This window comes from Amycolatopsis sp. NBC_01488, from assembly GCF_036227105.1.
In the GTDB taxonomy this organism is placed as follows: domain Bacteria; phylum Actinomycetota; class Actinomycetes; order Mycobacteriales; family Pseudonocardiaceae; genus Amycolatopsis.
In genome coordinates, this window is record NZ_CP109434.1 from 7860369 (window position 1) to 7880914 (window position 20546).

Consider the following 20546-nt stretch of genomic DNA (forward strand, 5'->3'; position numbering starts at 1 on the left):
GCCTCCCTCATCCGGGAGGCGCCCTTGTTCGGTGGTTCCCGGTCGAGCGTGGCGGACCCGGCGGTCCGTTGCAGCGCCTCTCGACCTGTGGTCCACGGTACTGGAAACGGGCATCGGCACGCCAACCCGCCTCGCCGGTGCGTCCACTGGCTGGGACACCGAGAGTCCACAATGGATTACTGGGTCCACCCCTGCCTCCGTGTCTTCCCGGGTCTCCACCTTGCCGCGTCGCGCGCCGGCGCTCTGCTCTTCGCCTGCTGACGCGCGTCGCCTCGATCATCGCTCGAGCGCGCCTCGACGTTACTCTCCGCGTCCACGTTGCCACTTTTCGCACTCGCGCCCGACCTTGAAAACTGAAACACGTTCTAATACGCTCCTCGCGTGGACTACGGAATCGTGCTGTTCACCAGCGACCGCGGCATCACCCCGGCTTCGGCGGCGCGCGCCGCGGAAGCCGCGGGGTTCGCCACCTTCTACGTGCCCGAGCACACGCACATCCCGGTGAAGCGCGAGTCACCGCACCCGCGCACCGGCGACGCGTCCCTGCCCGACGACCGCTACAGCCGCACCCTGGACCCGTGGGTGGCGCTGGCGACGGCGGCGGCGGTGACGTCGCGGATCCGGCTGTCCACGGCGGTGGCCCTGCCGGTGGAGAGCGACCCGATCACGCTCGCGAAGACGATCGCCAGCCTGGACCACCTCTCCGGTGGCCGCGTCACGCTCGGCACGGGCTTCGGCTGGAACGTCGACGAGCTGACCGACCACGGCGTCCCCGGCCACCGCCGCCGCACGGCGCTGCGCGAGTACCTCGAAGCGATGAGTGCACTGTGGACGTCCGAAGAAGCCTCCTACGACGGGGAATTCGTCTCCTTCGGCCCGAGCTGGGCGTGGCCGAAGCCGATCCAGGCGCACATCCCGGTGCTGCTCGGCGCGGGCCCGACGGAGAAGACGTTCCGCTGGATCGCCCGCCACGCGGACGGCTGGATCACCACCCCGGCCGACACCGACCTGGACGCGCACGTGGCTCTGCTCAAGGAGATCTGGCTCGCCGAAGGACGCACGGGTGCGCCGCGGATCTGCGCGCTCGGGGAACGCCCGGACCAGGACCGGCTGGCGCACCTGGATTCCCTCGGTGTCACCGAGACCATCTTCGGGCTGCCGGACCGGTCGCCCGAGGAGGTCGAAGCCTGGATCGGGCGGCTGGCCGGAAAGCTCGGGCTCGCCGTCACCCTCTGAGGTCAGTCTCAGAACCAGTGCAGGCAGTGCGGGGCGCGCCCGGTGCGGAACAGCGCGTCGGCCAGGGAAGCGGCATCCGGGTGGTGGGCCCGGATCTGCCCGGCCCGCACGAGCGTGCCCGGCGTGACCCCGCCGAGGTACACCGAGCCCAGGTCGCTCACGTCCAGCGACAGGTCCGGCTCCCGATCGGTCGCCACGCAGTCACCCTTGCCGTCCCGGACCGTGAGCAGGTAGCGGCCCCGCTCGCCGAGGAACGGGTCGTCGACGTCGAGGACGAGATCGCCGTCGGACGCCCAGCCGCGCGCCGCCAGCGCCCGCGGGACGTCCAGCAGCCGCACCCACAGCCAGTCCGTCTCGTCGCTGATCCGGGCGGCGCGGAAGTCGGCCAGCTGCCAGCGCAGCGGGTGCTCCGGCGGGCAGTGCCGGAACACCACCTGGGTGGCCAGGTCGTGGTCGAGCAGGAACCGGGTCAGTGCCGTCGCGACGGCGTCGCCCGCGGCGATCGTCTCGTCGACCGTCAAGGTCTCGTCGAGCAGGTAGGTCGCGTACCCGTCCGGGACGCCGCCGGCGTCGCGGTGCAGGGCGACGTACCGCGGTGCCGCGGAGATCGGCGGCTGCCCCGCGCCCCGGGCCCACCAGTGGTGCGGACGGGACAACGCACCCGGCCGGCCGCGGCGGTACCGGTCGTAGACCTCCTCCAGGAGGTCGCCGCACTCGGCGCGCCGCAGCACCTCGATCGAGCCCTCCGCCGGGACAGCTGTCCTGCGCGGGGCGGCTCGGTGCCGTGGCACGGTCAGCCGGTGCGTGGTGGTCGCCGGTCCGTAGCCGAACCTGCGGTAGATCACGGCCTCGGTGGCCAGCAGCACGGACAGGAACTCCCCGCGCGCCCGCGCGTCGGCGAGCTGGTGGCGCATCATCGCGGTGAGCACGCCCCCGCGCCGATGGGTGGGCAGGACGCCGACGGCGGTCACCCCGCCGGCCGGGACGACGACCTCGCCGGGCAGGGTCAGCTCGAAGGAGTACGCGGCGGCGGTGCCGACGGCCCGCCCGTCCGCCACCGCGATCGAGCCGCGGTCCCATTCCAGAGCAGACCAGACGGCGTCCTCCGAGGCCGGGCAGCGCCCGAACGCGGCGAAGAGCGTGTCGACGAAGGTCTCGCGGTCCTGCTCGGTCGTGGAACGGATCTCCATCGGGGCACCGTCCCGCGGCGAAGCGGTGCCGGGCAAGCGAATTACGACGGGGCACGACGTCGCCGTCGTGCCCCGCCGCAATGATCCCCCGGGTCAGCTCTTGGCCGCGACCCCCTGGCGCGCCCGGAGGTCGAGCTCGATCTGCTCCAGCGAACGCCCCTTCGTCTCCGGCACGAGCCACTTGGTGAGCACGAACAGCACCACGTTGATCCCGGCGAACAGGAACATCGAACCGCCGATGCCGAGCGACTTCGGGTCGGAGATGAGCGGGAACACGGCGCTCACGATGCCCGTCGCCGCCCAGAGGACCACGCTGCTGACGCCCATCCCCGTCGCGCGGTACTTGAGCGGGAACACCTCGGACATCATCACCCAGACGACCGCGCCCCAGCCGAGCTCGTAGCCGACCAGGTACAGCACCATCATCACCAGCATCAGGATGCCGCGCGTACCGGTGTCGTGCACGTTGAGCACCACGAGCCCGGCCGCCACCAGCGTGATCACCATGATCACGTTGCCGATGAGCAGCAGCGGCTTGCGGCCCCAGCGGTCCACCACGAACACGACCCACGCGGTGAACAGGAACTTCGTGACGCCCAGCAGCACGCCGGACAGCAGCGCGGCCTGCGTGGCGAACCCGAGGCCGATCAGCATCGTCGGGAAGTACGCGTTGATCGCGTTGACCCCGCTGAACTGCTGGCCGACCGCCAGCAGCAGGGCCACCACCAGCATCGGCCGCACGAAACCGGAGAACAGGTCGCGCAGCCGCGGCTTCTCCTCGGTGTCGAGCCGGATGACCTCGTTGATGGTCTCGATCTCTTCGTCGAGGTTCACGGTGTTGCCGTGCGCGCTCGCCAGGACCCGCCGGGCTTCCTCCTCGCGGCCGTTCTTGACGAGCCAGCGGGGCGTCTCGGGCAGGAACGTGAGCCCGGCGAGCAGGATCGCCGCGGGCACGATGGCGCCGGCGAACATCCAGCGCCACGCCGAGATCGGCCCGAGCCAGTAGCTCACCAGGAACGCGATCAGGATGCCGAGCACGATGAAGATCTGGTTCAGCGCGCCCATCGCGCCCCGCAACCGCGCCGGGGCCAGCTCCGACAGGTACGTCGGCACGGTCGACGACGAAAGGCCGATACCGAGCCCGATGACCAGCCGCGAGAGCACGAGCAGCGTGAACGTCGGGGAGAACGCCGCCGCCAGGGTGCCCACGATGACGATCGCCGCGGCGACCTGGATCGTGCGGCGGCGGCCGAGGGCGTCGTTGGTGCGGCTGGAGAACAGCGCACCGACGATGGCACCGACCGACAGGCTGGCGGTGATCACGCCCTTGTCCCAGCTGGTCAGCGCCCAGAGTTTCCCGATGAACGGGAGTACCCCGGAAATCACGCCGAGGTCGTAGCCGAACAAGATGCCGCCGAGCGCGCCGAAGAAGTACAGAGTGGTTCGGCTGATATGCCGCGCCGGGGCTGTCTGCGTCATTGCCAGGTCGCCTCTTTCGTAGGTCCAGTCCAGCCAGCGGCCACCACACTCACACGCCGGAAAAAACCGGGCAAGACAGTCGTTGATAACGATTCAGAAACGTGATCGTCGTTCACATATGTGACACCGCTTGGCGCACAACATTGCTCCGTCCGCCACACCCTCCTTTCCGGTCGCCACCCCGGTACACAAAGGATCCCTGGAGTCCATAGTGGACGGTAACGGCAGGCGAAATCGTCGAAGACGTTTTACCTGGTCCGTGGAGGTTTACAACGCTTCGAGGGCAGGTCTACCGTTTTCTGGAAGCGCTCCCAGAACGAGTGGAGGCAGTCTTGCGAAGCCCGAAATCCCTGAGCCGAGTACTGGCGAGCACGCTCGCCCTCGTCGTCCCCGCCGCGATCGCGGTCACCGTCGCCGCGCCGGAGTCCCCGGCCGCCCCGGCGCCCTACACGTGGCGCAACGCCGAGATCGGCGGCGGCGGGTTCGTCCCCGGCATCGTCTTCAACCAGACCGAACCCGGCCTCGTGTACGCCCGCACCGACATCGGCGGCGCGTACCGCTGGAACCCCGCCACCGGCCGCTGGCTCCCGCTGCTGGACTCGGTGGGCTGGACCGACTGGGGCCACAACGGCGTCGTCAGCCTGGCCACCGACCCGCTCGACCCGAACCGCGTCTACGCGGCGGCCGGGATGTACACCACCAGCTGGGACCCCAATAACGGCGCGATCCTCCGCTCAGCCGACCGGGGTGCCACCTGGCAGGCCTCGGCGCTGCCGTTCAAGCTCGGCGGCAACATGCCCGGCCGCGGCATGGGCGAGCGGCTCGCGATCGACCCGAACCGCGACAGCGTGCTCTACCTCGGCGCTCCCAGCGGCAACGGGCTCTGGCGCAGCACGGACTCCGGCGCCACGTGGGCGAAGGTGACGGCCTTCCCCAACCCGGGGAACTACGCGCCCGACCCGAGCGACACGACGGGCTACTCCAGTGACAACGAAGGCGTCACCTGGGTGACGTTCGACCCGTCGACCGGCACCCGCGGCGGCACCACGCAGACCGTCTACGTCGGCGTCGCGGACAAGGCCAACACCGTCTACCGCAGCACCGACGGCGGCACGACGTGGGCGCGGCTGGCCGGCCAGCCCACCGGGTTCCTGGCGCACAAGGGCGTCCTCGACGCGACCGGCGGCTTCCTCTACCTCGCGACCAGCGACACCGGCGGCCCGTACGACGGCGCGAAGGGCGACGTCTGGAAGTACGCCACGAAGACCGGTACCTGGACGCGGATCAGCCCGATCCCGTCCGACAGCACGGACGACTACTTCGGCTACAGCGGCCTGACGATCGACCGGCAGCACCCGAACACGCTGATGGTCGCGACGCAGGTGTCGTGGTGGCCGGACGTGATCTTCTTCCGCAGCACCGACGGCGGCGCCACCTGGACGCGGATCTGGGACTTCACGAGCTATCCCGACCGGTCGCTGCGCTACACGCAGGACATCTCCTCGGTGCCGTGGCTGACCTTCGGCGTCCAGGCCGCTCCCCCGGTGCCCTCGCCCAAGCTCGGCTGGATGACCGAGTCCGCGGAGATCGACCCGTTCGACTCGAACCACCTGCTCTACGGCACCGGCGCGACGATCTACGGCACGTCCGACCTGACGAAGTGGGACAGCGGCGGGAAGATCACGCTCAAGCCGGTCGTCGGCGGCCTCGAGGAGACCGCGGTGCTGGACCTGATCAGCCCGCCGTCGGGCGCGCCGCTGCTCTCCGGGCTCGGTGACGTCGGCGGGTTCCGGCACGACAGCCTCGACGCCGTCCCGGCCACGATGTTCACCTCCCCGGTGTTCACCACGACGACCAGCCTCGACTACGCCGAGCTGACCCCGGCGACGATCGTGCGCGTCGGCACGCTCGACCGGACCGCTCGGCCGAACGACAACCGGATCGCCTTTTCCACCGACGGCGGCAAGAACTGGTTCCAGGGCGCCGAACCCGGTGGTGGCGCGAGCGGCGGGACGGTGGCCGCGGCCGCGGACGGCAGCCGGTTCGTGTGGAGCCCGGACGGCACGGGCGTCAGCTACTCCGTGGGCTTCGGTTCGTCGTGGACGGCGTCGGCCGGCATCCCGGCGGGCGCGGTGGTCGAGGCGGACCGCGTGGACCCGAAGAAGTTCTACGGGTTCGCGGCGGGCCGGTTCTACGTCAGCACCGACGGCGGCGCGACGTTCACCGCGACCGCGGCCACCGGGCTACCCGGCGCCCCGGTGCACTTCAAGGCGATGCCGGGCGTGACCGGCGACGTCTGGCTGGCCGGCGGCTCCGGGTCGACGTACGGTCTCTGGCACTCGACCGACTCCGGCGCGTCCTTCACGAAACTGAGCGGGGTCACCGAAGCCGACAACATCGGATTCGGCAAGGCCGCCCCCGGCCGGACGTATTCGGCGTTATACACGATCGCGAAGATCGGCGGGGTGCGCGGGATCTTCCGGTCGGACGACGCGGGTGCGTCGTGGACGCGGATCAACGACGACCAGCACCAGTACGGCAACATCGGGGCGGCGCTGAGCGGCGATCCGCGGGTGTACGGCCGGGTGTACGTGGGCACGAACGGGCGAGGCGTGATCGTGGGCGAGTCCGGCGGCGACCAGCCGCCGCCCACCACCACCACTTCTCCCCCGACGACGACCACCACTCCGGTGCCGTCGTCGTCGTGCACCGCGGCCTACACCGTCACGAACCAGTGGCCGGGCGGCTTCCAGGCGGGCGTGAAGGTCGGGAACACCGGGACGGCCCCGGTCAGCGGCTGGACGGTCACGTGGTCGTTCCCCGACGGCCAGCGCGTGACGCAGGCCTGGAACGCCCAGGTGACGCAGACGGGCCCGGCGGTCGCGGCGGCGGACGCGGGGTGGAACAAGACGATCCCGGCGGGCGGCACCGCCGAGTTCGGCTTCACCGGCACGTCCGGCGCCACCAACGGCAAGCCGGCGGTGCTCTCGCTCAACGGCCAGCCCTGCGCCGCCGCCTGAACGCGGTGGCCACCGCTGCCGGGCTCCGGGCCGCGGGGCAGCCGGGCGCGGAGCAGTGGGGCCGCGGGCAGCCGAGGCGCTCGGTGGCCGCCGGGCCGCGCGGCAGTGGGGCCGCCGGGCGGTTGGGCAGTTGATGTCGCCGGGTCGCCGGCCGCGAGCTGTGGGGTCGCGGGGCAGCCGGGGTCTCCACCGCCGAGCCGCGGAGCCGCGGAGCTGCCGGGCCGCGGGCGGGAAGGGGGTTTCAACCCACCCCCAGGCGGTTGAAACCCCCTCCCCGCGCCCCCAGCCCGGTGCTCTCGTGCCGAGCAGCCGCAGCCTGCTCGGGCGATCCTCCGGTGAGTATCACTCTTCCGGTTGCGGTCATCGGCCGCCATTCCTGCCGAAAGAGCACTTTTTCCTCCCGGCGCACCCGCGCTGACCTGGGCGAACGCGGTGTCGGGGTGTCGAATCTACCCAGCCGGACGGGCAAAACTTACCCGGGCGCCGGGCGTCAGGAGTCGGCCAGCACGACCTTGCCGACGTGCGTGCCGGATTCCAGGTGCTTGAGGGCCTCGGCGACCTCGTCGAAGGCGAAGCGGCGGTCGATCACCGGCCGGAGGCCGCTGTGCTCGATCGCCCGGTTCATCGCCTGGAACGTCTCCCGGGAGGCGTTGGTGAGACCGCGCAGGGTCAGCTGCTTGACCAGGACGAGCACCGGGTCGGCGGCTCCCTCGTGGGTGAGCACGCCCGCGACGCTGACGTGCCCGCCGTGGCGGGCGGCGATCATCGACTGGCCGATCGTGCCGCCGCCACCGACGTCGACGACGTGGTCGACGCCGCCGCCGGTCAGCTCGGCCGCGGCCGCGCCCCACTCCGGGGTGGTCGTGTAGTTGATCGTCTCGGCGGCGCCGAGCCCGGTCAGCCGCGCGAGTTTTTCGTCCGCGCTGGACGTCGCGATGACCCGGGCGCCGCCGAGCACGGCGAACTGCAGCGCGAACGTGGACAGCCCGCCGCTGCCCAGGGTGAGCACGGTCTGGCCCGGGGCGAGCCCGCCCTCCTCCACGACCGCGCGCCACGCCGTCACACCCGCGCTGGGCAGCGTCGCGGCCTCCGCGAAGTCCAGGTGCGCCGGCACGGCGACCAGCGCGTTTTCGGCGAACAGGGCGTACTCGGCGAGCACGCCGTCGAGCGTGCCGGCCAGGTCGTCCTCCGTCTTGGCCGGCGTGGCGGGGCCCGACGTCCACTTCGGGAAATAGGTCGCGGCGACGCGGTCGCCGGCCGACCATTCGCGCACGCCTTCGCCGACCGCGACGACCTCGCCCGCGCCGTCGGAGAGCGGGACCACGTCCGGCTTCACCGGCTTCGGGTAGAAGCCCTTGACGATCATGAGGTCGCGCGCGTTGACCGCCCACCCGCGCATCCGGACCAGCACCTGGCCGGGGCCCGGTTCGGGAACGTCACGCTCGACCACGACGAGCTCGGCGCCGGGACGCGGCAGGGAGAAACTCTTCACAGTGGCTCCAGTGGTGGGAGATTTCCTCAACCACGCCAGTGTGTCGAAGTCGCCAGCTCTTCGTCGACGATCTCCAGAAGTTCCGGCGTCAGTTCGGCGAGCGACGTCGCGATGTGCCGGACGCCGTACCCGATCATGAACTCCCGCTGCCGCGCGTGAGCCGGGCCGGCCGGGAACCCGATGAAGCCGGCGCCGTGCGCACGGGCGTCCTCGGCCACCCGGCTGACGTCGTCCACGAACACGACTTCGCCGTGCTCGGCGCCGAGCACGGTGCGGGCGATGTGGTCCACGCCCGGCCGGTGCTCGTTGATGCTCACGTACGGGACGTCGGGGTCCAGCAGGCCGACCAGGTCGCCCAGGTACCGGTCGAAGGTGTGCTCCCGGGTCCGTCCGCCGTAGCAGAGCAGCCGGACCGGGAGCTTCCCGAGCGCCTCCAGGCAGTCCCGCGCGCCCTCGGCGACGCGGATCGGGTGCTCGGCCAGGTGGTCCTGCCGCGCGGCCCAGAGCTGTTTCAGCGTTTCCTCCGCGGGCTGGTCGAGACCGCACAGGCGGGTGACCTTCTCGGCGACGACGATGTCGCGCAACCCGATCACGTCCCGCTCGGCCGCGGCGTCGTAGGTCCCGCCGTGGTCGGTGACGAACCGGGCGATCATGGCCAGGTAGGTGTCGTCGATGAGCACGCCGTCGCAGTCCAGTGCGACCGCGCGGAGCTTGCGGAGGCCGCTCACCGCTGCCCGAAGACTTCCCGCGCGGCCGCGATGGCGTTGAGCGCGGCCGGGAAGCCGCAGTAGAACGCCAGGTGGAGGATGATCTCCACGACCTCCTGCCTGCTGCCGCCGACGTTGAGCAGGCCGTGGACGTGGACCTTCAGCTGGGGCAGCGCGCTGCCCAGTGCGACGCACGCGGCGACGGTGACGATCTCGCGCAGGCGCAGGGTCAGGTGCGGCCGGCTGTAGATCTCGCCGAAGGTGAACTCGATGATGTAGGTCGCCAGGTCGGGTGCGATGTCCTGGAGCGCGGCAGCCACCTTCTCGCCCGCCTCGCCGTCGACGGCCTTCATCGCGGCCAGCCCGCGCTCGTAGCGGTCCTCGATCCCGGCCCAGGCGGCGTCGGCGGGCTCGTCCGGGCCCGGCTCCTCCGCGGGCAGGGTCTCGAACAGCGCTTTCAGCTCCCCCAGCGCGTTGAGCGTGGCCGGGAAGCCGGTGAACGAGCTGACCTGGATGACCGCCTCGACGAGCTGGCGGCGGGTGCAGCCCACGTTCAGCGCCGCCTTCGCGTGGAACCGCAGCTGCGAGCCCGCGTAGCCCAGGGCGGTCAGCGCCGCGACCGTCACCAGCTGCCGCTCCGGCAGCGCCAGGCCGGGCCGGTGGTAGACGTCGCCGTAGATGAACCCGACGCACTCCTCGCCGAACTCGGCCTCGCCGATGCTCGCGAACAGGTCCAGCACCGCGGGCCGGTCCGCACCGCCGAGCCGCTGGATGAGGTCCAGGCCCTGCGCGAACGACGAGGATCGGTCCTGCACTTCGGACATCGTGGTGTGTCCCTTCCGGATCGGTTTCGCTCAGCCGAGGTAGGCCCGGGTGGCCTGGTCGGCCTTGCGTCGCTCCAGGGCGTCGATCCGCCCCTGCGCGATCATGGAGTAGTCGATGGCGGCGGTCGCGACGGTGCGCCCGCCCTGGTGCACCGCCGTCGCGGCGCGGAACTTGCAGTGGGTCTCCCGGCCGAGGTCGGCCTCCTCGATCCGCGACTCGACCGTGGCCGGCAGCGGGAACAGGAAGTCGCGGAACGACAGGTCGATCCGCTGCCACACCCCGGCGTAGGCGACCGGGCCCAGCCCGGCGCGGACCGCGGTTTCGAACTGGGCGATGCAGATCTGCCGCATCGCCTCGACGATCACGATGCCCTGCACGTGCTCGCCGGTGTGGTGGTCGAGGATCAGCTCGTTGTCACGGTGGATGCGCAGGTCCGCCCGGCACAGCCGGTCCTCCGGGCTGTGCACGGCCGACAGCAGGACGTTCGGCTGCCGGTCCTTGTGCACGATCGCCGCCGGGGCGTACGGCTTCCGGAACCCCGCCGGGTCGGCCAGGCACACCGGGGCGCCGCTCTTGTCCGTGGCGGTCTCGATCAGGTCGCAGTCGGTGCCGTCGACACCCTGGCCGGCGTGGACGACCCAGTGGCCGTCCCCCGTCTCGGAGCCGGCGGCCTCGATCAGGGCCAGCAGGCCCGACATCGTGAGGACCCGGTCGCCGCGGGCGTAGCGAGCGAACCGGTCCGCCACCACCACTACCGCCCGGCGGCTGTGGCCGTCCAGCGCCCGGGACGCCGGGTCGCCCGTGTCCCGGCGCGCGGATCCGTCCGGTGCCACGCTCGATCCCTCCGTCGGGGCCGGGTCGGCCGTCACAGGCCCGCCGTCGTTTGTGTGTCCAGGAGCGCCTCGGCGAGGTGCCGGGCGGTCGCCGCCTTGCCCCAGCGGGGCCCGGACAGCTCGACGGCCAGCACCTTGAGCATGGCGTGCACCATGTCCGGCTGCTTGGCCACGTCCGCGGCGAGCAGCGGTTCCACTTGCGCGGCCGCCCCGTCCAGGTCGTCGAGCCGCAGGTGCGCGCGGCCGGTGTCGATGCGGATCATCGGGTCCATGGCTGCCCAGCGGCTTTCCAGCGAAAGCTTCTCGTAGGCCTCACGCGCGGTCCGGAACTCGCGCAGCGCCGCGGAGGCCTGGCCGACCGACAGCAACGACGTGCCCGCCATGTAGTGCCGGCGGTCCTTGGTGATGTTGAAGAACGGGTCTTCGCCGCCGGGGCCGAGGTCCGGGTCCTCGATGCTGGTCCAGCGCGCGATCGCCTCCAGCACCTGCGGCTCGGCCTGGACCGACGACCAGCCGCGGGCCTCGGCGAGGATCAGCGGCGCGTCCGTCATCCGGCTGCCGACGTGGTAGTTGAGCCCGTCCGCGGCCAGCTTCGCGGACTCGATCCCGTTGCCCGCCCAGAACGCGACGCGCGCCTGCGAGGTGCGGACCCAGCGCCGGGCCAGGAAATCGTCGGCGTACTGGGTGTAGAGCCAGGCCGCGGAGTTCAGCTGGCGGGACCGGCAGTACCGCCCGAGGTCACCCGCGATCCAGGCCATCATGGCGCTGCACTTCGCGCCGACGAGGAGCAGGTCCTGTGTCTGCTTCGGCCGCTGCCTGCCCTTCAGCAGCGCCGAGGTGCGCCGCTCGATCACGGCCAGCTGGCCGAGGATCGCGTCGGGCGCCGTCCGCGTGTAGGCGCCGCCCAGGAAGTCGAGGTCGGCCCACAGGTCGTCGAGCTGGACGTCGTCGACGTTGGTCTTCGTCAGCAGGATCGCGTCGTCGAGGGCGGCGGCGCCGAAGTCGGCGTCGGCCCGGGCCTCGACGCGGGCCGGGCGCGCCGGGGCGGTCTCGGGCGCGGCGGCCGGCGCCCCCGTGTCGGCGTGGTACTCGGCGAGGTCCTTGGCCGGCAGCTGCTCGAGGTCACGCAGCCCCAGCAGGGACTTCCAGCTCGTGCCGTAGACCTGGGCGAGCACGCGCAGGGCCGCGACGGTGGGCCGGACGCCGCGCTCGGGCCACTGCTCGTACTCCCAGATGCGGGTGCCGCGCATGCCGGCGCGGGGATCGCCGGTGATGGCGTTGTACTGGTCCGCCGCGACGTCGAGCGAGAGCTCCGAAGCCAGCCGCCACGCGGTGCGCGGCGGGATCCGGCATTCGACGATCAGGTTCTCCGCCACCCGGGCGGGCACCGCCTCCTCGGGGAACCCCAGGGTGGCCAGCCGGTCGCGCAACTGCGCACGGTAGGGCTTACTGCCCGGCTTGGCCTGTCGAGTCATCGCTCATCCAACGAATTCGGGAATTCGGGTGCACCGGGACGACAGTACCGCAGCGTGATCGGGAGAGCCCGTGATGTGACGAACGTGTGCCGGAGACGGCGTCCGAGTGCCGGCCGGCCTGGGGGTTGCCGGCCGGCACCGCGGACCGGGCCGTCGCGCTGACGGCACGGCCGGACGCCATCGTGCCCGAGCGGGCGCGATGACGCAGCCCCCTGAACCGGACAGGGGGCCCGCCCCGGGGTCAGCCCGCGGCGAGGAAGTGGGCGCGGACGCCCGCACCGAACGCGGTCGGCGTCCCGTCGTAGGCCGTGATGAGCGCGGGGCCGGTGCTGCAGTTCCAGGTGTTCCAGGTCCAGCCGAGGTAGGACGCCTGGTGCCGGTCGAGCCAGTCCATCAGGCCGGTGACGTACCCGCTCGCGCAGTCGTTTTCACCGATCTCCCCGGCCACCAGCGGCACCGCCGCGACGACCGGCGCGAGCTGGCTGTCCCAGCACGACGACGAGCTGCACGTGTTGAAGTTGTACGAGTGCCACGACGCGACCAGGTTGCCGGCGGGGTCGCTCGGCTTGTACTGCAGCCACCCGGTCAGGTCGTTGGAGTAGGCGAGGCCGCCGAGCATGAGCACGTTGGTGGCGCCGGTCGCGCGTACCGCGTTCACGAGCGCCTGCATGCCCGCCACCGGGTAGCCGATGCCCGTGCACGCGGCGCCGCCGTCACGCCAGCACGTCCAGGCCTGGGCCGAGCCGGACACCGCGCGGTCGAGGTAGGGCTCGTTGAACAGGTCGAGGATCGTGGCGTTGTCGCCCTTGAACGTGTTCGCGACCGAGGTCCACAGGTCCACCGAGTGCTCGCTGTCGGTCATCGGCTTCTGGCACGTCGCGTTGACGTCGCTGCACGCCGACGAGTTGCCCGTGTAGCTGCCGTGGGTCCAGTGCAGGTCGAGGATCGCGTCGAGGCCGTTCTGGTGCAGCAGGTCCACATAGGACTTGAGTGCCGCGCGGTAGGTCGCGCCGGCGTACTGCGGGTCCACATCGGACAGTCCGAGCCAGCAGTCCTCGTTGAAGGGCACGCGCACGACGTTCGCGTGCCAGCTCTTGATCGCGGCGACCGAGGCCGCGTCCATCGGGCCGTCGAAGAGGCCGTTGCCCTGCACGCACGCGAACTCGCCGCCGGAGCGGTTGACCCCGCGCAGCGTCACCGGGGTGCCCGCGGCGTCGGCCAGGCGGTTGCCCGAGACGTGCAGCTGCGGCGCACCGCCGGGCGGCGGCGTCGGCGTCGTGGTAGTCGGCGTCGTCGGCGTGGTGGTCGGCGGCTGCGTGCCGCCGCACGGTTCGCCGTTCACGCTGAACGACGCCGGTGCCGCGTTGGCCCCGCTGTAGCCGAAGTTCGCACCGGCGGTGACCGACGCGTTCGGGGCGATCGTGGCGTTCCAGGTCGCCGGGGTGAGCGTGACGGTCTTGCCGGACTGCGCCCACGTGCCGTTCCAGCCCTGCTGCAGTTGCTGGTTCCCGGCGTAGGTGTAGCTGATCCGCCAGCCGGACAGCGGCGCCGTCCCGAGGTTCTTCAGGCTGAGGGTGGCGGTGAACCCGCTTCCCCAGTCGTTCACCGTGTAGCCGACCTCGCAGGCCGTCGCCGCCTGGGCGGGCGATGGTGTGCCGAGCGAGAACGCCGTCGTCGCGCCGACGACGGCGAGCGCACTGAAGGCGCCGAGCAGTGCTGGTCCGGAACGCATCGATCACTCCCTTGGTCCTGAACGAGAATCGTGAGAGCGCTCCCAGCAGCGCTGCACAGTACCCGGCTCCGCCGGGAGCTGTAAACCCCGCCCCGATCTTCGGCAGGAATTCCCGGAATCCACTCCAACGGCCGCATCCGGCGACGCCGGGCGATGGCACAGCGCCACCCTGTGCTGCTTTGCCTCCCCACGACTTCGGCCGTTCAGGAGCGTTCAGTTCCCGCCGGATCCGGCAGGCGCTCCGAAAACGGACCACCGGATCGGCCCGCGTCCGGGTGGCGCTTTACAACGACGACACACCGGGGTTACCTTTCCGGCGGCTGGAAGCGCTCCCATGCCAGGTCGCCTCGACAGAACGCGGCCACCACCCAGGGGCGCCGTGGCGCGAGCCCCGGCGCCCCTGTCCGCGTCCCGGGAGGCCCCGATGCACAGGTTCGCCGCCGCCCTCGCCGGATTCTGCCTCGCCACCGCCGGGGCCACCGCGGTCGTCGCCGCCGGCCCGGCCACCGCCGCACCGGCCTGCGCGGTCGAATACCGCGTCGACCAGTGGCAGACCGGGTTCACCGCCGAGATCACCGTGACGAACGGCGCCACCGCGTTCACGTCGTGGGCGCTCACCTGGCACTACGCCGGGAACCAGTCCGTGACGTCGGCCTGGAACGCGACGGTCCGCCAGTCCGGGACCGCGGTCACGGCGGAAAGCCTGCCCTACAACGCTTCGCTGCCCGCCGGCGGCAGTGTGTCGTTCGGCCTCCAAGGCACGTCCACCGGCCCCGATCCCACGGACTTCGCGCTCAACGGCGTCGCGTGCGGGGACACCGCTCCCCCCTCGACGACACTGACGACACCGACCACACCGACGACCCCGACCACTTCCGCCCCGCCGCCCGCCGGGTGCGCCGACGCGGCGTTCTGCGACGACTTCGAGCAGCAGGCCGGCAGCGCCCCGGCCGGCCGCTGGACCGTCGGCGCGGCGAACTGCCAGGGCACCGGCACCGTCACCGTCGACACCGCGGTCGCGCACTCGGGCACCCGCTCGGTGAAGGTCACCGGAGGCGGCGGCTACTGCAACCACGCCTTCTTCGGGACGGGCGTGCCCACCGCCGGCGTGCTGTACGGCCGGTTCTGGGTCCGCCACACGACCGCGCTGCCCGCCGCGCACGTCACCTTCATGGCCCTGCGCGACACCGCGGACGGCGGCCGCGACCTGCGGGCCGGCGGGCAGAACCGGGCCCTGCAGTGGAACCGCGAGTCCGACGACGCGACGCTGCCCGCGCAGAGCCCGGCCGGCGTCGCCCAGAGCGTCCCGCTGCCGACCGGCACCTGGTCGTGCTTCGAGTTCGCGATCGACGGCGCCGCCGGGCAGCTGCGGACGTGGCTGGGCTCCGCCGAGGTGCCCGGGCTCGTCGTCGACGGCGTGCCCACCCCCGACGTCGACCAGCAGTGGCTCGCCCGCGCCTGGCACCCGGCGGTGGCCGACCTGCGGCTCGGCTGGGAGAGCTACGGCACCGACGCCGACACGCTCTGGTTCGACGACGTGGCCGTCGGCAGCTCGCGGATCGGCTGCTAGCCCGCGACGATCCGGTCGATCTCGGCCAGCTCGCCGCCGGAGAACTCGAGGTTCGCCGTCGCCGCGACGGTGTTCTCGAGCTGGGCGACGCTGCTGGCGCCGATCAGCGCGGAGGTGACGCGGCCGCGGCGCAGCACCCAGGCGATGGCCAACTGCGCCAGCGTCTGCCCGCGCCGCTTCGCGACGTCGTTCAGCGCGCGGATCGTCGCCAGGGTCTCTTCGGTGAGGCGCTCGCGGGTGAGGAACGGGCTGGCGCCGGCCGCGCGGGAGTCGGCGGGGACACCGTCCAGGTAGCGGTCGGTGAGCAGGCCCTGGCTCAGCGGCGAGTAGGCGATCGAGCCGACACCGTGCGCGTCCAGGGTGTCGAGGAGGCCGTCTTCGACCCAGCGGTTGAGGATCGAGTACGACGGCTGGTGGATCAGCAGCGGCGTGCCGAGGTCCTTCAGCGCGGCCAGCGCGGCTTCCGTCTGCTCGGGCGAGTAGTTGGAAATGCCCGCGTAGAGCGCTTTCCCGGACCGGACCGCGGTGTCGAGGGCGCCCATGGTCTCCTCGATCGGCGTCTCGGGGTCCGGGCGGTGGGAGTAGAAGACGTCGAAGTGGTCGAGGCCGGTGCGCGTGAGGCTCTGGTCCAGGCTGGCCAGGAGGTTCTTGCGGGAGCCCCACTCACCGTACGGGCCGTCCCACATCAGGTAGCCGGCCTTCGACGACACCAGGATCTCGTCGCGGTACGGGCGGAAGTCGGCGGCGTAGTGCCGTCCGAAGTTCGCCTCGGCCGCGCCGGGCGGCGGGCCGTAGTTGTTGGCCAGGTCGAAGTGCGTCACGCCGAGGTCGAACGCCCGGCGCAGCACCGCGCGCTGGACGTCGAGCGGCTTGTCGTCCCCGAAGTTGTGCCACAGGCCGAGCGACACGGCGGGCAGCTTCAGCCCGCTGCGCCCGGCCCGCCGGTACGGCATGTCCGCGTAGCGGCCTTCGGCGGCGGCATAAGGCGACATGGTTCTCCTCATCGGAAGGGGTTCCCGGGCAGTCTAACGACGCGTGATCAACGCGCCGGCGAACGACGCGGCGGCCGGCAACACGGGCAGGAGCGTCGCCTGGTAGGCGTGGTAGATGTCCGGCTTGCCCGCCCAGACGGCCGCCGCGGGGCGGTTCTCCGGGTCCAGCTCGTGGTGCCACGAGCCGAGTTCGCGGTCGACGAAGCACGCGTCGGCGTGGTCGCACCATTCGCGGAACCGGTCCAGGTAGGCCGGGTCGCCGGTCGCCTGGTGCAGCGTCCACGCGGCGGCGATCGCCTCCGCGACGACCCAGTGCAGCCGGGTGCGCACGACCGGCGTCCCGGCGAAGTCGGTGGTGTAGCCGAATCCCGGGTTTCCGTCGACGGCCCAGCCGTGGCGCGCCGCGGTCGCGAACAGCGCCTCCGCGTCCGGCACCAGCCACTCCGGCGCGTCCGTGCCCAGCGCGCGGTCGAGGTGCACGGCCAGGCGCGCCCACTCGAAGAGGTGGCCGATCGTGGCGCCGAACGGGCGGAACGGGTGAGCGGGCTCGTCGCGGTTGTGGTCAAGCCGCACGTGCCAGCTCGCGTCGTAGTGCTCCGGAAGCAGCCAGCCGTGGGCGCGGGCCTCGCCGTGCACCAGCTTGTCCACAATAGACAGTGCACGGGTGGCCCAGACGCGGTCCCCGGTGACGTCGGCGGCGGCCAGGAACGCCTCGACGGTGTGCATGTTGGCATTGGCGCCGCGGTAGTCCTCCAGCCGTGTCCAGCCGCGGTCCCAGACGTCGGCGACGCGGCCGGGGCCCGGTTCCCAGAACCGGCGTTCGACGACGTCGAGGGCGTCGGCCAGCAGCGGTTCCGCGCCCTCGGCGCCGGCCGCCACGGCGCTCGCCGCCGCCAGGACGACGAAGGCGTGTTCGTAGGCGCGCTTCTCTGACAACGTTGTCGTCGCATACCAGCCGCCGTGGTCCGGGTCGCGCAGCAGGCCGGTCAGCGCTGCGACGCCGTGGGTGACCTGCTCCCCGGTGTCGGAGCCCTGGAGCCGGGCCAGCGCGAAGACGTGCGTCATGCGGCAGGTGATCCAGGTTTCGACGGGCCGGTCGAGGACCGGCCGCCCGGCGTCGTCGAGCCAGGCGAAGCCGCCGCCGGGATGGGCCGCGCGGGCGGCGAAGCCGAGGAGCCGGGCGGGTTCGGCGCGCACCCAGGCGGGAACCGATGACGGACTGTCCACTCTCTGCCCTTCTCCATGGCCGGCCCGGTGATCGGCTGCCTCCGCCAAGGTAGGCCACGACGTCCCCGGCGGTCACCGCGGGATGTTCCGGAAGTGACGGCCACCGCGTATCCTGATCGTGAGAGCGCTCCCAGTCTTCGACGCACGCTACCCGACGAAGGGACAGACGTGACCAGGAGACGAAGTACGATCCTCGCCGCCGTCACCGTGCTGCTGGCGAGCTTGACGGCGATCCTGCTGAACACCGGCACGGCCGAAGCGCACGGCGCCATGATGAAACCGGGCAGCCGGACGTTCCTGTGCTGGCAGGACGGGCTCAGCTCGACCGGCCAGATCATCCCGCAGAACCCGGCCTGCGCGGCCGCGGTGGCCACCAGCGGCGCCAACTCGCTGTACAACTGGTTCGCCGTGCTGCGCTCCGACGGCGCCGGCCGCACGCGCGGCTTCATCCCGGACGGCCGGCTGTGCTCGGGCGGCAACCCGGGTTACGCCGGCTTCGACCAGGTCGGCGACTGGCCGCTGACCCACCTCACCGCCGGCGCGACGTTCGACTTCTCCTACAACGCGTGGGCCGCGCACCCGGGCTGGTTCTACACGTACGTCACGAAGGACGGCTGGGACCCGACGAAGCCGCTCACCTGGGACGAGCTGGAGGACCAGCCGTTCCTGACCGTGGACCACCCGCCGGTGACCGGGCAGGTGGGCACGGTGGACGGGCAGTACAAGTGGACCGGCGCGCTGCCGGCGAACAAGTCGGGCCGGCACATCATCTATTCGGTCTGGAAGCGCTCCGACAGCACCGAGACGTTCTACGGCTGCTCGGACGTCACGTTCGACGGCGGCCACGGCGAAGTGACGGGCGTGCACCAGCCGGGCACCCCGCCGACCACGCCGACGACCCCCACCAGTCCCCCGCCGACCGGCGGCTCGTGCATGGCGATGTACGAGGTGACGAACGCCTGGAGCGGTGGCTACCAGGCGACGGTGACGGTGATGAACCACGGCACCGCGGCGTACAGCGGCTGGCAGGTGGGCTGGACGCTCCCGGCGGGCCAGACGATCGGCAGCGTCTGGAACGGCACGCTCAGCCAGTCCGGCTCGGTGGTGACGGTGCGCAACGCCGACTGGAACGGCGTCGTCGCCCCCGACGGTTCGACCACGTTCGGCCTGGTGGTGACCGCGTCCGGGACGAACCCGGCCCAGCCGTCCCCGACCTGCCAAGGCACCTGAGCCGGTTGTCGTGGGCAGCACCGGTCCCGTCAGCGGGCGGGGCCGGTGCTGCCGCGCGTGACGAGCCGCGGCCGGGAGGCGCAGACGTCCCCGACGTCCTGGCCGGCGATGAGGTCCCGCAGCATCGACGCGGCGAGCGCGCCGAGTTCCGGCAGCGGCCGCCGGATCGCGGTGAGGGCCGGGCGGACCAGCCGGCAGAGTTCGGAGTCGTCCCAGGACACGACCGAGAGGTCCCGCGGCACGGACAGCCCGAGTTCCCGAGCGGCGGCAAGGGCGGCGACGGCGAGCGAGTCGGTGTCGCAGAGGAGGGCGGTGGGCCGGGGATGGGTGCCGAGAACGCGCCGGACCGCGTCGGCTGAGGGTTCGGTGTGGCCGGTGGGCCGGTTTCCTGCGCCGGGAACACTGCCCGCAACCCGAGTTTCGATACCCGCAGCCGGATCCACGCCGGAGACGGCATGGGGGTCCCCGGGACCGGCTGCGCCGGCACCCACGCCCCGGAACTCGGCCGACCCAGCACACGCGGCCCGCGCACTCGCCAACCCCAGCCGCCGACCGTCGGCAGCGAAAGCCGACCTCCGCTCCCCCGCACCCGCGTACCCCGCCACACCCGCGACCCCGGACTCGGCCGACCCCGGAGGCGCAGTCTGCCCACTCTCCGACCCCAGCCGCCGCCCCTCGGCACCAAAAGCCGACTCCCCTGCTTCCGCGAACGCCGCCCCTCCCACGCCCCGGGACTCGGCCGACCCAGCACCCGCAGTCCACCCACTCGCCAACCCCAGCCGCCGCGCCTCGGCAGCAAGAGCCGACTCCCGCTCCCCCGCACCCGCGAACGCCGCCCCTCCCGCAGTCCGTGCACCGGCCAACCCCAGCCGCCGCGCCTCGGCGGCGAAAGCCGACTCCCGCTCCGCCGCGTCCGCGAACGGCGCCGCTCCCGCGATCCGGACCACGTGCCGGTGTCCCAGCGCGGCCAGGTACTCCAGTGCCTCCGCCGCGCCCGCCGCGTCGTCCACCCGGACCGAGGGCACGTCCGGCACTCCGCCCGCGCCGCCGAGCACCACCGCCGGCAGGCCGATCCTCACGACCTCCGCCGCGCACTCCGGGCCGGTGAGCAGCACGCCGTCCACCCTTCGCTCCGCGCGCCACCGGCGGTAGACCGCCAGCGCTGCCTCGCGGCCGGCGGTGACCTGGACCAGGAGCTCCGGCGAGAACCCGTCGAGCAGGGCCGGGAAGCACGCCTCCGCCGGCCCGTCCAGCACCAGGCCGATCGCCCCCGCCCGGCCGCCGGACAGGGCGCGCGCCGTGCTGCTCGGGGACCAGCCGAGCTCGCGCGCTATCCGCGTGATCCGGTGCCGGGTGGCTTCCGAGACGCCCGGGCGGCCGTTGAGCGCGTACGACACCGCGCCCTTCGACACGCCCGCTTCCCGCGCGATGTCGGTGATGGTCGGCCGCTTCATCGCCCTCCGTCCCCACCGGAATCCGTGTCCGCGCGGACACCCGCCGTCGCACACCTTGACACCCGGCGGCCCCGGAACCGACAC

15 protein-coding genes and 1 riboswitch are annotated in these 20546 nt (G+C 72.2%); of the genes, 4 read left to right on the top strand and 11 right to left on the bottom strand.

From position 1 onward, the window contains the following. Positions 1 to 9: 9 nt before the first annotated feature. Positions 10 to 88, bottom strand: a riboswitch (S-adenosyl-L-homocysteine riboswitch). A 293-nt stretch (positions 89 to 381) separates the two neighbouring features. Next, positions 382 to 1236: a TIGR03619 family F420-dependent LLM class oxidoreductase gene (locus OG738_RS36905; protein ID WP_329047954.1), complete on the top strand. Its 855-nt coding sequence runs from the start codon at positions 382 to 384 to the stop codon at positions 1234 to 1236. 8 nt (positions 1237 to 1244) lie between these two features. Here the strand turns inward: OG738_RS36905 and OG738_RS36910 are convergent, their stop codons facing one another. Both OG738_RS36910 and OG738_RS36915 read right to left on the bottom strand, forming a co-directional pair. Next, positions 1245 to 2426: a GNAT family N-acetyltransferase gene (locus OG738_RS36910; RefSeq protein ID WP_329047955.1), complete on the bottom strand. Its 1182-nt coding sequence runs from the start codon at positions 2424 to 2426 to the stop codon at positions 1245 to 1247. 93 nt (positions 2427 to 2519) lie between these two features. Then, positions 2520 to 3905, bottom strand: coding sequence for a sugar porter family MFS transporter (locus OG738_RS36915; RefSeq protein ID WP_329047957.1), 1386 nt, complete (start codon positions 3903 to 3905; stop codon positions 2520 to 2522). A 332-nt stretch (positions 3906 to 4237) separates the two neighbouring features. On the opposite strand from OG738_RS36915, the gene OG738_RS36920 reads away from it, so the two are divergent. Next, positions 4238 to 6925 (top strand): cellulose binding domain-containing protein, encoded by a 2688-nt coding sequence (locus OG738_RS36920; RefSeq protein WP_329047958.1) that lies wholly within the window; start codon positions 4238 to 4240, stop codon positions 6923 to 6925. A 490-nt stretch (positions 6926 to 7415) separates the two neighbouring features. On the opposite strand, the gene OG738_RS36925 is transcribed toward OG738_RS36920, so the two are convergent. The 6 genes from OG738_RS36925 to OG738_RS36950 all read right to left on the bottom strand — a co-directional run bounded on the left by OG738_RS36925 (position 7416) and on the right by OG738_RS36950 (position 13989). Beyond that, positions 7416 to 8417 (bottom strand): zinc-dependent alcohol dehydrogenase family protein, encoded by a 1002-nt coding sequence (locus tag OG738_RS36925; RefSeq protein ID WP_329047959.1) that lies wholly within the window; start codon positions 8415 to 8417, stop codon positions 7416 to 7418. A 26-nt stretch (positions 8418 to 8443) separates the two neighbouring features. Next, positions 8444 to 9145, bottom strand: coding sequence for an HAD family hydrolase (locus tag OG738_RS36930; RefSeq protein WP_329047960.1), 702 nt, complete (start codon positions 9143 to 9145; stop codon positions 8444 to 8446). Further along, the gene (locus tag OG738_RS36935; RefSeq protein WP_329047962.1) at positions 9142 to 9948 is read right to left on the bottom strand and encodes a carboxymuconolactone decarboxylase family protein; all 807 of its coding nucleotides are present in this window, start codon (positions 9946 to 9948) and stop codon (positions 9142 to 9144) included. The genes OG738_RS36930 and OG738_RS36935 overlap by 4 nt, the downstream gene beginning before the upstream one ends. A gap of 30 nt (positions 9949 to 9978) precedes the next feature. Further along, a complete protein-coding gene (locus tag OG738_RS36940) occupies positions 9979 to 10782 on the bottom strand; it encodes an AfsA-related hotdog domain-containing protein (protein ID WP_329047964.1) in 804 nt (267 codons plus the stop codon). Between the two features lie 32 nt (positions 10783 to 10814). Further along, positions 10815 to 12212: a hypothetical protein gene (locus OG738_RS36945; protein WP_329047966.1), complete on the bottom strand. Its 1398-nt coding sequence runs from the start codon at positions 12210 to 12212 to the stop codon at positions 10815 to 10817. A 286-nt stretch (positions 12213 to 12498) separates the two neighbouring features. Next, positions 12499 to 13989, bottom strand: coding sequence for a cellulase family glycosylhydrolase (locus OG738_RS36950; protein WP_329047967.1), 1491 nt, complete (start codon positions 13987 to 13989; stop codon positions 12499 to 12501). 424 nt (positions 13990 to 14413) lie between these two features. Between OG738_RS36950 and OG738_RS36955 the strand changes: the two genes are divergently transcribed. Beyond that, complete coding sequence (locus OG738_RS36955; RefSeq protein ID WP_329047969.1) at positions 14414 to 15559, top strand: cellulose-binding domain-containing protein; 1146 nt, start codon at positions 14414 to 14416, stop codon at positions 15557 to 15559. On the opposite strand, the gene mgrA is transcribed toward OG738_RS36955, so the two are convergent. Both mgrA and OG738_RS36965 read right to left on the bottom strand, forming a co-directional pair. Then, the gene (gene mgrA, locus OG738_RS36960) at positions 15556 to 16551 is read right to left on the bottom strand and encodes an L-glyceraldehyde 3-phosphate reductase (RefSeq protein ID WP_329047970.1); all 996 of its coding nucleotides are present in this window, start codon (positions 16549 to 16551) and stop codon (positions 15556 to 15558) included. The genes OG738_RS36955 and mgrA overlap by 4 nt on opposite strands. Positions 16552 to 16584: 33 nt before the next feature. Beyond that, a complete protein-coding gene (locus OG738_RS36965; RefSeq protein WP_329047972.1) occupies positions 16585 to 17778 on the bottom strand; it encodes an AGE family epimerase/isomerase in 1194 nt (397 codons plus the stop codon). Positions 17779 to 17946: 168 nt separating this feature from the next. Between OG738_RS36965 and OG738_RS36970 the strand changes: the two genes are divergently transcribed. Next, on the top strand, positions 17947 to 19008 hold the full coding sequence (locus OG738_RS36970) for a lytic polysaccharide monooxygenase (RefSeq protein WP_329047973.1): 1062 nt from the start codon (positions 17947 to 17949) through the stop codon (positions 19006 to 19008). A gap of 29 nt (positions 19009 to 19037) precedes the next feature. Here the strand turns inward: OG738_RS36970 and OG738_RS36975 are convergent, their stop codons facing one another. Continuing rightward, positions 19038 to 20462 (bottom strand): LacI family DNA-binding transcriptional regulator, encoded by a 1425-nt coding sequence (locus OG738_RS36975; RefSeq protein WP_329047974.1) that lies wholly within the window; start codon positions 20460 to 20462, stop codon positions 19038 to 19040. Between the last annotated feature and the right edge of the window lie 84 nt (positions 20463 to 20546).

Excerpts from the sequence above, each read along its gene's own strand:
- OG738_RS36910 (WP_329047955.1), bottom strand. The coding sequence starts at position 2,426 with ATGGAGATCCGTTCCACGACCGAGCAGGACCGCGAGACCTTCGTCGAC.
- OG738_RS36915 (WP_329047957.1), bottom strand. The coding sequence starts at position 3,905 with ATGACGCAGACAGCCCCGGCGCGGCATATCAGCCGAACCACTCTGTAC.
- OG738_RS36935 (WP_329047962.1), bottom strand. The coding sequence starts at position 9,948 with ATGTCCGAAGTGCAGGACCGATCCTCGTCGTTCGCGCAGGGCCTGGAC.
- OG738_RS36950 (WP_329047967.1), bottom strand. The coding sequence starts at position 13,989 with ATGCGTTCCGGACCAGCACTGCTCGGCGCCTTCAGTGCGCTCGCCGTC.
- OG738_RS36955 (WP_329047969.1), top strand. The coding sequence starts at position 14,414 with ATGCACAGGTTCGCCGCCGCCCTCGCCGGATTCTGCCTCGCCACCGCC.
- mgrA (WP_329047970.1), bottom strand. The coding sequence starts at position 16,551 with ATGTCGCCTTATGCCGCCGCCGAAGGCCGCTACGCGGACATGCCGTAC.
- OG738_RS36975 (WP_329047974.1), bottom strand. The coding sequence starts at position 20,462 with ATGAAGCGGCCGACCATCACCGACATCGCGCGGGAAGCGGGCGTGTCG.